The sequence below is a fragment of the Sinomicrobium soli genome, assembly GCF_003285545.1.
In the GTDB taxonomy this organism is placed as follows: domain Bacteria; phylum Bacteroidota; class Bacteroidia; order Flavobacteriales; family Flavobacteriaceae; genus Sinomicrobium.
Genome location: NZ_QLNV01000005.1, coordinates 129,173 through 143,262 on the forward strand (window position 1 = coordinate 129,173; position 14,090 = coordinate 143,262).

14 protein-coding genes are annotated in these 14,090 nt (G+C 49.0%); 6 read left to right on the forward strand and 8 right to left on the reverse strand.

The window, feature by feature from the left end:
- Window positions 1–60: 60 nt before the first annotated feature.
- Genes DN748_RS08005 through DN748_RS08015 form a run of 3 tightly spaced genes read left to right on the forward strand, consistent with a single transcriptional unit; the run spans window position 61 to window position 3,093 of the window.
- Entirely contained in the window at window positions 61–1,008 is a 948-nt protein-coding gene (locus tag DN748_RS08005; RefSeq protein ID WP_146746573.1) for a tetratricopeptide repeat protein, read from the forward strand.
- Window positions 1,009–1,068: 60 nt separating this feature from the next.
- A complete protein-coding gene (locus DN748_RS08010) occupies window positions 1,069–1,854 on the forward strand; it encodes a DUF4292 domain-containing protein (protein ID WP_112371267.1) in 786 nt (261 codons plus the stop codon).
- Between the two features lie 12 nt (window positions 1,855–1,866).
- On the forward strand, window positions 1,867–3,093 hold the full coding sequence (locus tag DN748_RS08015; protein WP_112371268.1) for a murein hydrolase activator EnvC family protein: 1,227 nt from the start codon (window positions 1,867–1,869) through the stop codon (window positions 3,091–3,093).
- Window positions 3,094–3,107: 14 nt separating this feature from the next.
- Here the strand turns inward: DN748_RS08015 and pheS are convergent, their stop codons facing one another.
- Entirely contained in the window at window positions 3,108–4,127 is a 1,020-nt protein-coding gene (gene pheS, locus DN748_RS08020) for a phenylalanine--tRNA ligase subunit alpha (protein ID WP_112371269.1), read from the reverse strand.
- A 54-nt stretch (window positions 4,128–4,181) separates the two neighbouring features.
- A complete protein-coding gene (locus tag DN748_RS08025; protein WP_112371270.1) occupies window positions 4,182–4,538 on the reverse strand; it encodes a hypothetical protein in 357 nt (118 codons plus the stop codon).
- A 109-nt stretch (window positions 4,539–4,647) separates the two neighbouring features.
- On the opposite strand from DN748_RS08025, the gene DN748_RS08030 reads away from it, so the two are divergent.
- The gene (locus DN748_RS08030; protein WP_112371271.1) at window positions 4,648–5,178 is read left to right on the forward strand and encodes a CvpA family protein; all 531 of its coding nucleotides are present in this window, start codon (window positions 4,648–4,650) and stop codon (window positions 5,176–5,178) included.
- Window positions 5,179–5,322: 144 nt separating this feature from the next.
- A complete protein-coding gene (locus tag DN748_RS08035; RefSeq protein ID WP_146746574.1) occupies window positions 5,323–6,165 on the forward strand; it encodes a hypothetical protein in 843 nt (280 codons plus the stop codon).
- Between the two features lie 84 nt (window positions 6,166–6,249).
- Here the strand turns inward: DN748_RS08035 and DN748_RS08040 are convergent, their stop codons facing one another.
- From DN748_RS08040 to DN748_RS08050, 3 genes are all read right to left on the reverse strand, one after another.
- A complete protein-coding gene (locus DN748_RS08040) occupies window positions 6,250–6,888 on the reverse strand; it encodes a carbonic anhydrase family protein (protein WP_112371273.1) in 639 nt (212 codons plus the stop codon).
- 46 nt (window positions 6,889–6,934) lie between these two features.
- Window positions 6,935–8,584 (reverse strand): SulP family inorganic anion transporter, encoded by a 1,650-nt coding sequence (locus DN748_RS08045; protein ID WP_112371274.1) that lies wholly within the window; start codon window positions 8,582–8,584, stop codon window positions 6,935–6,937.
- Window positions 8,585–8,943: 359 nt separating this feature from the next.
- Window positions 8,944–9,252 carry a hypothetical protein gene (locus DN748_RS08050; RefSeq protein ID WP_112371275.1) on the reverse strand — a complete coding sequence of 103 codons (309 nt, stop codon included), beginning with the start codon at window positions 9,250–9,252 and terminating at the stop codon, window positions 8,944–8,946.
- 302 nt (window positions 9,253–9,554) lie between these two features.
- On the opposite strand from DN748_RS08050, the gene DN748_RS08055 reads away from it, so the two are divergent.
- Window positions 9,555–10,472, forward strand: a complete 918-nt coding sequence (locus tag DN748_RS08055) for a cation diffusion facilitator family transporter (RefSeq protein ID WP_112371276.1) — start codon at window positions 9,555–9,557, stop codon at window positions 10,470–10,472.
- A 5-nt stretch (window positions 10,473–10,477) separates the two neighbouring features.
- On the opposite strand, the gene DN748_RS08060 is transcribed toward DN748_RS08055, so the two are convergent.
- The 3 genes from DN748_RS08060 to DN748_RS08070 are packed head-to-tail and all read right to left on the reverse strand — an operon-like array spanning window position 10,478 to window position 14,083.
- A complete protein-coding gene (locus tag DN748_RS08060) occupies window positions 10,478–11,296 on the reverse strand; it encodes a tetratricopeptide repeat protein (protein WP_112371277.1) in 819 nt (272 codons plus the stop codon).
- A 10-nt stretch (window positions 11,297–11,306) separates the two neighbouring features.
- Window positions 11,307–13,082 carry a BatD family protein gene (locus DN748_RS08065; RefSeq protein WP_112371278.1) on the reverse strand — a complete coding sequence of 592 codons (1,776 nt, stop codon included), beginning with the start codon at window positions 13,080–13,082 and terminating at the stop codon, window positions 11,307–11,309.
- A 47-nt stretch (window positions 13,083–13,129) separates the two neighbouring features.
- Window positions 13,130–14,083: a tetratricopeptide repeat protein gene (locus tag DN748_RS08070; protein WP_236636816.1), complete on the reverse strand. Its 954-nt coding sequence runs from the start codon at window positions 14,081–14,083 to the stop codon at window positions 13,130–13,132.
- Between the last annotated feature and the right edge of the window lie 7 nt (window positions 14,084–14,090).

A 14,090-nucleotide genomic window follows, 5' to 3' on the forward strand; every position in this document is an offset into this window, starting at 1 on the left:
GGAGATAAATTTGTGACGTGGGTCATGCAGGGTTTGAAGAGAATCCATAACTTTGATGAAATGAGACGGAAGGTTTTCACGATATGGATTGCAACAGTCGCCTTTTTTCCTGCATGGGGGCAGGAACCTGCCCTGGCCATGGAAAGTGCTGATGTGACTACCGAGGAGTACACCGACGATTTCCAGGAGCATTTTTTTGAGGCCTTGAAACAAAAGGGGATAGAAAATTACCAGCGGGCGGCTGAAGAACTGCTTCGCTGTAAAAAGCTGGATGCCGGTAACGAAGTGGTGGATTATGAATTGGGCCGGGTCTATATAAAACTCCGGCAATACGATCGTGCTGAAGCCCATTTGTTACATGCCGTAGAAAAAAAAGCCGAATTGTGGTACCTCGATGCCCTTTTCGGTCTTTATGAATTACAGGGAGAAATAGATAAGGCTGTTGCCGTGGGGGAGCGGCTTGCCCGTTCCGATAGCCAGTATAAGGAGAACCTGGTCCGGATCTTTATGGATGCCGGGCGCTATGAAGATGCCCTGCTTCTCATAAAAGAACTCAATGCCGAACTGGGCAGGTCGGAACTCAGGGAACGGCAGCAACTGTGGATGGAAACACGTATGAACCCGGGAACTGTGATAAAAACCGGGGAGGAGACCGTGAAAGATACCGCTGCGGAAGGCGGGGTTTCTGAAAGTAAGGACAACCTGGAGGAGACGTACCGCAGGATCGGCGAATATAAAAAGATTTTTAATTTTGGGGAAGTGCTGGCCCTGGCCGAAAGGGCCCTGGAAGATTTTCCTGCCCAGCCTGCCCTCTATTATCACAAGGCCACGGCGCTCAACAGGCTTAAGAAGCACGGGGAGGCCCTGGAGGTCCTGCAGGCTGCCCTGGACTACCTGATTGACGACCGCCAGCTGGAAAATGATATATACCGGGAATTTGTCATAGCCTATAATTCGCTGGGCAATGACCGGAAAGCAGAAGAATATGCCGGGAAAATCAGAAACTGACCTGTGCCCGGCACCAAAGTATGAACTCCAGACGAGTTCTGTAACAGGTTTTTGAACTATATGAGACATTTACGTAAAATAGGCCTGCTGTTGCCTGTAGTATTCATGACGCTGCATTCGTGTAAAACGGCGAATACCGTGACGGGAGGAGAGGCCGTAAGAGACCTTTCTGCAAGGCAGGTCATAAAGAGGCACTACAGGAATGCCCCCGATTTTAAAACCGTGACGGGAAGAATGAAGGTAGACTACAGTAACGGGGATATTTCGCAGGGTGTAAATCTCAGCTTCCGCATCCGGAAAGACGAGGCGATCTGGTTAAGTGCCACAATGAGCCTGGTCAAGGTATATATCACTCCGGACAGGGCGAGTTTTTACAACAAGCTGGACAACACCTATTTTGACGGGGATTTTTCTTACCTGAGCCATTTGCTGGGCACCGAGCTCAATTTCGGGAAAATACAGGACATGCTTTTAGGACAGGCGATGCTCGATCTTACTTCCGGAACCTATACCTCGGCCGTAGTGGAGAATACATACCAGCTCATGCCCGAAGATCAGATGCAGCTTTTCAAGGCGCTCTTTCGCATAGAACCTGCTCATTTTCGCATGGGAAAGCAGTTACTGACAGATCGGTCGGCAAACAGGGCGTTGAGCATCGAATATAAAAAATATCAGGAAGTGGCCGGTGTCGTTTTCCCGGAAGAGATCGATATTCTTGCGCAGGAAAACGACAGGGAGACCAGCATCCGGATAGCATACAGGAATATGGAGCTGAATCGTAAAGTCAGTTTTCCCTATAGTATTCCGAAGGGATACAGGGAGATAAAACTCGAAGATGAGTTGTAAACAGCGTTATACATGGTGACCCGAAGAATAGAACACTTGCTTTTAATGATGGTGCTGGTGCTGTCGTTTTCCCCTATGTACGGGCAGAGTGACGAACAGAAGGAGCTGGAGGCGAAAAGGGCCCGTCTGCAGGAGGAGATCAGGCAGATCAATTCCATGCTGTCGAAACAGCAGAAAGAGCGGCAGAACGTCGTTACGGAGGTAGAAGACCTCAACCAGAAGATCAGGGTCCGACAGGAACTTATCCGGGTGACCAACCGGCAGGCGAACCTGCTCAACCGCCAGGTCAACAACAATATGAAAAAGATAGGGGACCTCCGGGAAGAACTGGAGGCCCTGAAAGAGAATTATGCCGAAACCGTCCGCCAGAGCTACAGGAGTAAATCGAGGCAGAACAGGCTGATGTTCCTGCTGTCTTCACAGGATTTCTTTCAGGCGTACAAGAGGCTGCAGTACATGAAGCAGTATGCCGATTACCGGAAGGAACAGGGAGAGTCCATTAAGGAGAAAACCATTGAACTGCAGGATCTCAACAAGGCCCTTATCGTACAGCGCAAGGAAAAGGAAAATCTCGTGGCCGAAAACAAGAAAGAGCAGACCGCTCTTGAAAAGGAGCGCAGGGAGCAGCAGACACTGATAGCGAGCATCCGAAAAAAGGAATCACAGTATACCTCCCAGATCAATAAAAAACAGGAGGAAACCAGGGCTATCGACCGCCAGATAGAACGGCTGATCCGCGAAGCCATAGCAGAGTCCAATAAGAAGGCAGGGAAGAGTACGAGCAATGTTACCTTTGCCCTTACCCCGGAAGCCAAGGTCATAGCCAATAACTTTGCGGCCAACAAGGGAAAACTGATATGGCCGGTAGCCAAAGGGGTTAAAAGCAAAGGTTACGGAGAGTATTCCGATCCTGTTTACCCGGCGGTGAAGAACTTTAACAACGGGGTTATCATCGCTACCGATAGAGGAGAAAAGGCCAGGGCGGTATTTAACGGGGAGGTATCTGCCATCATAGCGGTTCCCGGGGCCAACAAGGCGGTTCAGGTAAGGCACGGTAACTATATCTCTACCTATTACAACCTCGGAAGGATATACGTTAAAAAAGGACAGAAAGTCTCTGCCAAGGCCGAACTGGGAGAGATCTTTACCAGCCCCTCCTCCGGAAAGACCGAACTGAAGTTTTTCCTGTACCGCGATGCCAACAGGCTCAACCCCGAAGACTGGATTTACAGAATGTAGCTGCCGGCCTGGCCCTATAAAGCCGATTTGAACTGGTCCAGGAAGCGGATATCGTTCTCACTGAGCATCCTGATATCCGGGATCTGGTGCAACAGCAGGGCGATACGGTCGATACCCATACCAAAAGCAAAACCGGAGTATTCCTTGGGGTCTATCCCGCAGTTCTGCAATACGTTGGGGTCTACCATACCACATCCCATGATCTCCAGCCATCCCGTACCCTTGGTCATCTTGTGGTCGGTTTCTGTTTCCAGCCCCCAGTACACATCCACTTCGGCACTCGGTTCGGTAAAGGGGAAGTATGATGGGCGGAGCCTTATCCGTGATTTCCCGAACATTTCGGTGGTAAAATACTGAAGGGTCTGCTTGAGATCGGCAAAAGAAACACCCTTGTCTATATACAAACCTTCCAACTGGTGAAAAAAGCAGTGAGACCTTGCCGAGATAGCTTCGTTCCGGTATACCCGTCCGGGTGAGATGGTCCGGATCGGGGGCTTGTTTTCCTCCATATAACGCACCTGTACCGATGAAGTATGGGTACGCAGGAGAATGTCGGGGTCGGTCTGGATAAAGAAAGTGTCCTGCATATCCCTCGCCGGGTGATATTCCGGCAGGTTAAGCGCGGTAAAATTATGCCAGTCGTCCTCTATTTCAGGCCCTTCAGATACGTTAAAACCAATCCGGGAAAAGATATCTATGATCTGGTTCTTGACAATGGATATGGGGTGCCTGGCCCCTATAGGGGCAGTAGCGGCCGGCCGGGTAAGGTCGCCGTAAATATGTGCTGCCGAGGCGCTGTTCTCCAGGGCTTCCTTCAGCTGGTTTACCTTGTCCTGGGCAGCAACCTTAAGTTGGTTGACCACCTGTCCGAACTCCTTTTTCTGTTCGTTGGGAACACTCTTGAATTCGGCAAAAAAGTCGTTCAAAATGCCTTTTTTACCGAGGTATTTGATTCGGAAGGCTTCTATTTCCGAAGCATTGTCAGAGTTAAATTGTCCTACAAGGGCTATGTGTTCCTTTATCTTCTCTGTCATGGAGCTGTTTGTTGTTTTTAAGACGGGTTCAGGGGCAAATTTACCTTTTTTTGATTATTCAATAAATTCTTTCTCTATAAAATAGTTTACAATAGCTTCTTTCATCAGCACAGACTGCTCTCCGGCCTTGAGGTGGGGTAACTGCTCCCTGGTTCTGTAATGGGGCCATCCGTCGGTATCTACAAAATCAAATTCGTAATAGCCATAAGGTTCCAGGAGCCTGCAGATAGCAATGTGCATCAGGTTTATCTTGTCGTCTTTCCTGAATTTTCTTTTCAGTTGCCCGAGTTCCTGTACCCCTATAAGATAAATGATCGCGTCGAGATCGAGCGTATCTCCGTCAGCAAACTTGTCTGATAGCCTGTGAACCAGGATATTCCATCGCTCTTTTAATTTTTCGTCTCTGGACATATTTAAGGTCTTAAAGGGGCAAAGTTACGAATAGAACTCGTCCTGAGTTCTTCCATAACCTCTAAAATCATACTTTATTTGCATATATTTGGTCGTATTAACAGAAAGTATGAACTATATAGATATCACTATAGGTGTACTGATGGTTTTTGGTGTGGTCCGGGGGCTCTACAAGGGGCTTTTTGTGGAAATTGCATCGCTGGTGGCCCTGGTGCTCGGAATATACTGTGCCATCCACTTTGCCTACGAACTGGGGGACTATCTGGCAGCATACCTGGACTGGGAAGAGCGATATATAAACCTGGCAGCTTTTATACTCATTTTCTGCGGAGTAATCATCGCGGTGTCCCTCGCGGGAAAATTATTGACAAAAATAGCGGATTTTGCCGCCCTGGGACTGCTCAACCGTATTTTGGGAGGGGTGTTTGGCGGCCTGAAAATAGTGGTGATACTCGGGGCCATTATTATTTTTTTCGAAGCTACGGACAATGTGATGAGTTTTGTGAGCGCCCAGAAGAAGCGAAACTCGGTATTGTACGGCCCGGTAAGGGAGCTGGGGGAAACCGTGTTCTTTTATGTGCTGAGAGAGAGCAGGGAAGCCGGTATCCATATTCCGGGTACAACGGAGGGAAAGGAATAGCGAAGGCCAAGCAGGTGACAACGACCTGGTTTTTTCTGTAGCCCTTGTATATTATAGAGAGGTGTAGGAAATTCGGTGTATAATTCCTACTTTGTAAGGATTAATTTTTTAAATTTATGATCCAAAATTTTAAACTCTTATAATATGAAAAAGTGGTACTTAATGGCATTGACTTTTACTTGTTTTGCATTACACCCGGTACCTTCTGAAGCACAGCTTTTGAAAAAACTGAAGAAAAAGCTGGAGAAGAAAGCAGAGGAAGTCGTAGACAGGCAGGTAGACGGGGTGTTGGGGAATGATGACACGGCCGGGGAAGACCATACGGGAGAGGAACGGTCCGGCGACCCCTTCCGGAACCTTCCGAAAACAGTTTATGATTTTGTTCCCGGGGCGGAAATTGTCTTTCAGGATGACTTTTCGGAGGACGTGGAAGGCAATATGGCCTCCAGGTGGACGAGCAACGGAACAGGAGCTGTGGAAACCCTGCCCGGTGTGCCGGGAAAGTGGCTCAGGGTATATCCGGAAAACACCTATAAGATCAAGGACCTGATGCCCATGCCGGAGAACTTTACCCTGGAATTCGACATGCTTACCCGGGCCGATAATTACAAGGACCTGGGAACTCCCGCCTTCGGGTTCGACTACAACAAGGGAGTGAGCAAACACTATTACCTGGCCGACCAGAACCCTGTAAACGCCGATCTCTCATACCAGTTCGGCAAGCTGAACTTTACGAGCAAAGAAGTGGGGAGCAACCGGAAAAGCAGTGAGATGGATTTTCCCATGTCGTATTTTGCAAATGATGTCATGCGAATACAGGTACAGGTCACCGGAAGCCGTATGCGGGTCTTTGCCAATAAATACAAGGTGCTCGATACCGAGATGGTTGATTCCGAATCGAAAAAATATTTCTATTTTGCCTCCGATGGCAATGAACACTCCAGGATTTATATCGGCAACATACGTATAGCAGTTGTCGGAAAATAGCCGTTACAGGACGATCCCGGGCTGAAACAAAAAAACCGCCCCGGTTTTTTCCGGGACGGTTACTGTATATGTGCGGAAAACGGATCAGTCGTGCAGTATTTCCTTGACGAATTCCACTTCCCCTGATTCTACGTCGTAATACCCTCCGGCAATACCGATCTCCCCGGCTTCGAACATCTCCTTGAGAACGGCACTGCGTTTTAGTATTTCATCCATGGTATGTATCACATTGTGATGTGCGACGGCCTCTACAAATTCAGGAGAACCGGTATCTGTTCCGGGCTTTTCCCTGCTGACCTCGTCAACAGAATCCTGCATCTTGCTGAGCAGGGCAGTGATATTGCCCATTTGCACGCCCTTACAGGCGCTGGTTACAGCCCCGCATTTGCTGTGGCCGAGGACTACAATCAGTTTTGAGCCCGCTACTTTACAGGAGTATTCCATGCTGCCCAGGATATCCTCGTTGATGATATTACCGGCTACACGGGCACTGAATATATCGCCGAGCCCCTGGTCGAAAATGAGTTCGGCCGAAGTACGGCTGTCAATACAGCTCAGGATAACGGCAAAGGGAAACTGTCCGTTTTTGGTATCGTTGACCTGGCTGAGCAGGTCGCGGTTCGCCCTGAGGTTCCTGATAAATCGCTGGTTGCCTTCCTTGAGAAAATCCAGTGCCCTTGCAGGAGTTACTGTAGACTGGGTTTCTGCGGTATGTGCTTTCATAGGTGTATAATCGTTATATGTTTTGAAAGTATGACAGGATACTTTGTTATTTGTCATTGATCAATTCTGAAATTACTTCTTTGTGTGAGGTGCTGCCGTTCTTTATTGCTGAAGATGAGATATCGTGTTCCACGATCACCCTGTTCAGCGAATCGTCTTTGGTATCATTATCTATCCGGTATGCATCCTTAAACCCGGTAAGGACCACCTCGATGCCCTTTTCGGGGGCGGTAAATTCCTTGAATTCCTGTATGAGAGACAATATGTCGTGGGCGATGTATACCGTATCGGAGGCATCGATAACGACCCTGGAATTTTCCGGAAGGTGGTTAAGGGTGAGTTTTATCGCCGCTTTGTTCAGGAAAGACACTTCCTGGGCCAGGTCGATACGGATCAGGTCGCCGCTTTCATATTCTTCCTTCCGGAAAAAATAGGCTCTCTTGATGTTCCCTCTCAGGATAAACAGGATACTGATGATCATTCCCAGGGCCACCCCTTTCAGCAGGTCTGCAAAGACTACGGCAATAAAGGTGACGATAAACGGGATAAACTGGTATTTTCCTTTTTCCCAGAAGTGCTTGAAGACTGCGGGTTTGGCCAGTTTATAACCGATAAGCAACAGTACGGCGGCAAGCGTAGCAAGAGGTATCTTATTCAGGATCAAGGGAATGGAAAGCACACAGGCCACCAGCAGTATACCGTGTATAATGGCCGACATCTTGCTTTTTCCCCCGGCATTGATGTTGGTCGATGTCCTGACAATAACCGTAGTGAGGGGAAGTCCGCCTATCAGGCCACAGACCATGTTTCCTATACCCTGGGCCTTGAGCTCCCTGTTGGCACTGGCATACCTCTTGAAAGGATCGATACGTATGGAGGCTTCGAGGTTGAGCAACGATTCTATAGAGGCTACCACGGCAATGGTAATGGCGGCGATCCAGACATCGGGATTGGTAATGGCACCGAAACTGGGCAGGGATATCATTCCCTGGAATTCCTCTACCGAGGTGGGCACCGGCAGGCTTACGAGGTAGTTGGAGGTCGCGGCAAGATCACTTCCCGAAAGGATGAATAGTTCATTGAGCAGCGTTCCGGCAATAACGGCTACCAGTGCCCCGGGTAACAGTTTCAGTTTTTTGAGGGCGCTTATTTTTTCCCAGGCGATCAGGATGGCCAGTGAAACGGCCGTGATGATGATAACCCCGGGTTTCACATCGCCGAAGGAAGCGATAAGGTCTGTAAATATGGCCAGTCCCGACCCTATTTCCACGTCAGACCCCAATGCTTTGGGAACCTGTTTGAGGAATATGATGGCCCCGATCCCGGCAAGCATTCCTTCGATAACATTGGAAGGGAAATAATTGGAAATGGTTCCTGCCTGTATGAATCCGAGGACAATCTGTATAAGCCCCGCCAGAACTACGGCGGTCAGGAAAACTTCAAATGCTCCGAGGTCGGTGATGGCCACGAGTACGATAGCCGTAAGCCCGGCTGCAGGACCGGAAACACTTACGTGCGACTGGCTGAGGTAACCCACGACAATACCTCCCACAATACCGGAAAGAATTCCGGAAAACAGGGGGGCGCCCGATGCCATGGCAATGCCAAGACATAGTGGTAAAGCGACAAGAAAAACTACAAGCCCTGCCGCAAAATCCGATTTCAGATTTGCGAATAACGATATCTTCTCTCTCATGAAAGTATTTTTAAAGTGAAACGGTAATGTGATGCTTGCAGAAAACCCGAAGCATGTAATGGATTCCTCCGGCTCATCACAACGGAACATCGTATTTGCGAAATACCGCTCAGGCTATTCCTTCCGGAGCAGCACGGGCCTTATGTCGCGATACGACAGTGTTTATATGAGCAAATGAAGGAGAGGTAACGGGTCTGTCAGATCGTTGCCCGTTTCTTTACGGCGTTTTACCGGTCGTTTCGGGATAATTCCCGCACATGGCAATAATTGTCGACATGGCATGGAATATCCCTGGATGACGGAGAATAAACCGTAAAAAAGATCACGGAAACAAAAATCCAGGCGTTTCCCGGAAAGATTTAAGAAAATTCAGGGGGCGGACAGAATTTGTCTGCAAGGCAGGAAGCGTGAAGGTTCTCTATGTATACCATAGTGCCTTTTCCCGATATGAATGATGCCAGAAAAGGGGTGTCGTACATGCTTTTGGCAATACGGTCGTCTACGATCTTGATGGTTTCCTTGCTCTCTTCTTCCGCAGCGGAATAGAAGAGGGAAACATCTGCGTCCTTTTCGATCAGGGTAACCACGGTAGGGGTAATTATAAATACCCCGAAGATGATGACCAGGGAAATGGCAACGCTTTTATATGTAGACCTGTTTAGTATCAATGCAAAAACTGTTGTCTTGTTTAACGTATGCAAAATTACAAGTAATTCTTTATTGTTTGTTAAGGAAAAATTAAAATTGGGTTGCCCAGGTATATTTTTTTGAATTTTTCAAAATATTACAGGGGTTTTTATGAGATTAATAATGCTTTCCTGGAATTCCTTCCTGTAGGGCACCATAAGATACCTTCCTGGATTTATAAAACCGGTTAGCGAAAAGGCCATCTTACTTTAGGGAGTAAAGCATGCGTTTATGACGGTGTATCCGGGGCAGATATTGTAAATTTGTAAAAAACGAAACAGGAATGACCAGAGAAAAGACTGCCGTTAAAGCTGTTTTTTTCAGTATAGTGAGCAATGCCGTACTCGCCTTGATCAAGGGGGTCAGCGGCGTAATCGGTAATTCCCACGCCCTTGTTGCCGATGCCATAGAGTCGACTACCGACGTCTTCTCCTCTTTATTGGTTTTACTGGGGCTGAAATATGCAAACAGGCCGGCAGATGAGAATCACCCTTACGGGCACGGCAAGGCCGAGCCCCTGCTTACATTTGTCGTCGTTGGCTTCCTGGTGATCTCCGCCACCTTTATCGCTTACGAAAGTATTAAGAATATAGGGCGGCCTCACGAATTGCCAAGGCCCTTTACCCTGGTCGTGCTGGGAGGGATCATCCTGTGGAAGGAAATATCCTATCGTATAGTGATGCGCAGGAGCCGTGATACGGGAAGCAGTTCGCTCAGGGCGGATGCCTGGCATCACAGGAGTGATGCCATTACTTCCGTGGCGGCATTCCTGGGTATTTCCGTTGCACTTTTTCTCGGGAAGGGATACGAATCTGCAGATGATTGGGCGGCATTGCTGGCTTCCGGGTTCATTATCTACAACAGCTATCTTATTTTCCGCCCTGCACTGGGAGAGGTCATGGACGAACAACTGTACGAAGGGCGTATAAGAAGGGTTCGGGAAATAGCCGGAAATGTGGAAGGGATAATAGGTACCGAAAAATGCTATGTCCGGAAAACGGGGATGAAGTATCATATAGACCTGCACGCCATAGTCAATGCAGAGATCACCGTGAGAGAAGGGCATAAGCTCGCCCACGACCTCAAGGATGCCTTACAGGAGGAAATGCCCGATACCGAACATATTCTTATTCACATAGAGCCCCACGAACGGGGCGGCATTGGGGAGACACAGCCTCTCATGGCAGGGAAAAGGGATTGAGGGGGTCACAATTCCCTGACGCTGTCGGCAGGCAACCATCCGGTCTTGCCGTCGGCCAGTTGTATGTGTTTCCAGTGATTGAGTGTTTCCAGTACCTGTACCTTGGTGCCTGCATGGAGCTCGAAGATGTTTTCGCTGCGGTCATTGGGTTCTGAACGTACGGTGATTTCTTTCGCAAAAACAATGGCATGCCGGGTATGGGTGATCTCGTGGTATTGCGCATAGGCTATATAAATGCTGATAAACATGGCAATGGTCACAATGATGCTGGCCACGAAAAAAATTCTCTTCTGAAGGGGAGAATACTTGTAGTAATACAACAGGAACAGCAGGGCGGCAATAAAAGCAGATACAATGGCCACGATACCCCAGGAGTTGTAGTGAAAACGGTGTATGAGGCGCTCCGTAAATTTTGCAAAACCCGATTTCGGGAGGGTTTCGATGACATCTATGGTCCTGTTCCGGGCAAAGGCGAGGTTGTTCCTGATATCCCGGTCGTCGGGTGAGAGCAGCAAAGCCTTTTCGTAGTAATAGATACTTTCCGGGATACTGCCGAGTTTGTAATACGTGTTTCCGAGATTGTAGTAAAGGGAAGCGGAATGCTTTCCGGCTTCGAGAATGGTCTGGTAATTTTCTGCGGCTTCTTCGTATTCCCCTTCATTGTAAAGCGCAGTGGCCTCGTCGAATAAGGTGTCGGGAGATTTGTCCTGTGCAAATCCGGGCCCGGGGAAATGAACAAGCAGGGCCAATATGGCAATGCCCTTTGTTACGAGGTCTCGTATGGGGTAAAAACCCGGGGTATCATTTGTTTTTCCAGTCGTCATCCCGTTTGCTTTAGATCTGTTTGTCCATTTTGGAGATTACCGTTGCCGCCTTGTCGTAATCCTGTTGCATGGCTACTTCCGATGCGGGGGTGTATCGCGCCAGTTCACAACTTTGCAGCAAACCGATAAACCCGTCTATGTTCTCATTGTCCACTCCCTTTTCCCGGAGTATTTCGGTGATCTTTTCCTTGCTGAATTCGGAGGTCTCAATATGAATTTTTGCCTTGAGGTAATTGTGTAGTGCCCTTTCGAGAGCGATATAGAATTCCTCTTTGCTGCCCAGGGCCTTTTTGGCGGCAGACAGGTATTTCCTGGCCAGCCTGTTGGCCTTTCTTATCTTGTTGCCCTCTACGTCGGCTGCGATTTTCTGCTTTTTCTTAACGATCATTATGGCCATCGGGATAAGCAGGAAGGGAAGTAAGAGCAATATGTAAAACAGGCCGGAGAGGAAGAAGTCTTCTCTCGTTGTGCTTACCAGGGCCGGAGACAGTTTGATAAACCTGAACTGGCTTCCGGTAGCCAGTACCTGTTGCCTGGCAGTACCGCTCTCTGCTGGGGCGGAGGCGGAAGGAAGGGGACCTTCGGTGACGTGGACTGCCTTTGCTTCCGAGGTAAGGGTCTTATAGCTTCCGCTTTGCGGATCGAAATAGGCGAACGACACCTCGGGCACCGTATACTGTCCCTTAAACTGCGGAACTACCGTATAATTGTCCGAAACGCTTCCGGACATACCCGGGAGTGATGTGGATACATTTTCCTTGAATTCGGGAGTGTATACTTCCATGGAACCGGGGAGTTCTACCTTGGGCAGGGAAAAAAGCTTGAAATTTCCTTTTCCACGGACCTCGACCTTCATCTGGAAGGATTCGGAGGCCTTCAGCGTATTTTTGGAAGCGGTGACATTAAAGTCGAACTGGCCGACGGCACCGCTGAATCCGGCAGGCTTTCCGTTTTCGGGAAGGGGTTTTACTTCCAGGGTCCTGTTGCCGGCAGAAACAGTTTTATGGGCCTGCGTATACATCCGCCTGCCGAAAAAATCTCTTTTATTGGTAGGAACATCTATGGTCACGTCAAGAGACAGCGGGGCCAGGGTCAGTTTCCCCTCTTTTTGCGGATAGAGGACTACCTGTTTCAGTACGACATAACGGTAAGGCTTGCCCTTGTAGGTGCCGTTCTTCATCTCGTAGCGGGTAATGTCTATTTCCTGGCTCCAGAAATTGTTGTAACTGGGATTGTCCAGGGCGCGAAAGTCGGAAACATTGGTGTCCGGGCTTATATAGAGTTTGTACACCAGCGTAACAGCTTCGTTGAGATAAGGACTGGCCTTGGAGAGTTCGGCAACCAGATACAGTTTGCCTTCCGTAAGGCCGGCAGGAGTGCCGTTTTCATCATTCTGAGGCACAGATGCCGTGACGTCTACGGTCACCGGCAGGGTTTTGTATACGTTTCCGTCAATTTCTATGGTCGCCTGCTTTATGGTAAACTTACCCTGGCTTATAGGGGCCAGTACGTAGGAGTAGGTCTTGGAAAAACTTCTCTTTCCGTTGACCCAGGAATGGCTGACCGACTGGTTGGGCCCCATGACCACGGTAAAACCGTCGAAGGCCGGGGGAGTAAAGTTGTCCCCGTCCTTGTTCATGGTAAACTCTACCCGGAGCCTTTCGTTGACCCCCAGGGTCTCCTTGCTGACCTTGGCTTCGAACTGTATGCTTTCCTGCTGGGCCAGTCCGCTCCATGAAAAAAGGGTCAGTAAGGATAAAATAACAATATGTTTAGTGATGCTCATAGTTCTATCATCTCATTTAAGTCCGGAAAATACGATACTTTTCCGGGCTACCAGTCTTTTTCCGATGAGGTTCCGGATTTGGTTTCCTTGGCCTTTTTGGCATTGATCTTGTCCTGAACCCTTTTCTCTTCCCTTCCCATAGCTTCCAGTAGCGCCTTTATCTGCTGGGGAGACAGTTCGCTCCTGCCTTCCTGTGGCTGGCCCTGGCCCTCCTGGGGTTCGCCCTGCTGCTCTTCGCCCTGCCCGTCCTGAGGCGATTCTTCATCTCCTTTTTCGTCCTGTTCGCCGGGTTGCTGTTCTTCGTTATCCCCTTCGTTCCCCTGGTCGTCCTGGTCCTTGTTCTGCTGGTCTTTGTTTTCCTCGTTATCGTTGTCTCCTTCCTTGCCCTGGTCCTGCTGGTCCTGGTTCTGGTCACCACCCTGGTCCTTGTCCTGCTGGTCTTTGTCCTGATCCTTGTTGTCATCCCCTCCGCCCTGGTTCTGGTCATTTTTCAGCATTTCTTTTGCCAGGGCAAGATTGTACCTGGTTTCCTCGTCGGCAGGGTTGTTGCGGAGCGCCTCCTTATAGGCCTCTACCGCTTTCTGGTACTCCTTGTTCTTCATAAAGACATTTCCAAGGTTGTGATAGGCCTTGTGCTTTTCTGTTTTACTGCCTGCAATTTCGCCTGCCTGTTTATACCTGGAAAAAGCTTCTCCGAGGTTTTCCCTTCTGTAATACGCGTTCCCGAGATTGTATCGTGCCGCGGCATTATCTGCATTTTTAGAAATGGCTTCCCTGTAATTTACCTCGGCATCTTCAAATGCGTCGGCAGCCAGTTCCGAATTGGCCTTGTATACCAGCTGTTCCGATTCCCGTACCGCCTTGTCTTTTTCCTTGTCCTGTTCCTGTGCGGAGAGGCCGCCGCCGGGGCAGCACAAGCACAACACTACGGTCAGGAAGGCCGGGGCCATGCAACGGCTGATGCTGTAAAAACGACAATATGTATAATAAAAGGTATTCATTTCCGAC